Origin of the sequence: Mesorhizobium sp. M7A.F.Ca.US.006.04.2.1, assembly GCF_004022915.1 — a bacterium.
Classification (GTDB): Bacteria; Pseudomonadota; Alphaproteobacteria; order Rhizobiales; family Rhizobiaceae; genus Mesorhizobium; species Mesorhizobium ciceri.
The window spans coordinates 1-520 of the sequence record NZ_RZQA01001605.1 but is presented as its reverse complement, the minus strand read 5'-3'; the positions used below and the strand labels follow the sequence as shown (position 1 = coordinate 520).

At 64.8% G+C, this 520-nt stretch carries 1 protein-coding gene and 1 pseudogene; one reads left to right on the top strand and one right to left on the bottom strand.

All coding sequences use genetic code 11. From position 1 onward, the window contains the following. Nucleotides 1-147: pseudogene (locus EN925_RS41370) on the top strand (metalloprotease); the annotation flags it as partial. A gap of 24 nt (nucleotides 148-171) precedes the next feature. Here the strand turns inward: EN925_RS41370 and EN925_RS38990 are convergent. Beyond that, nucleotides 172-520, bottom strand: a 349-nt coding sequence (locus EN925_RS38990) for a sigma factor-like helix-turn-helix DNA-binding protein (RefSeq protein ID WP_281040720.1), incomplete at its 5' end; no start/stop codon positions are given.

The window sequence follows — 520 nt, the reverse complement described above, 5'->3', positions numbered from 1 at the left end:
GTCCAGCCTGGGCAGACGATGGGTTCGCTTTCGGCGCAGATGGTCGGCGTCGACCGTAAGCTCGACCTGTTCCGCGTCCTCAACGCGCTGTCGCCTGGTGCCGCGGTTTCGGCCGGCGACAAGGTCAAGATCGTCACGGACAAGTAAGAGCCCCTGGACGCCTGCCGCCGTTCACGCGGCAGTCGCCATGAACTCCGGATTCTGCTTCACCAACGCGACCTTCAGCTTTTCCATGGCGCGAGCCTCGATCTGGCGGACGCGTTCCTTGGAGATGCCGAGGGTTTCGCCGAGCGCTTCCAGCGTCGCGCCCTCGTCGTTAAGCCGGCGTTCCTCGATGATCCTCAACTCCCGTGCGTTGAGCGCGCGAAGCGCCTCCCTCAGCCAGAGCGAGCGGCGCGCGACATCGATCTTGTCGCCGACGATCTCGTCGGGCAGCGGATCGTCCGAGACCAGGAAATCCATGCGCTCGGTCGAACACGCATCGTCGGCAACCGGCATGTTGAGTGAGGAGTCGGGAGCC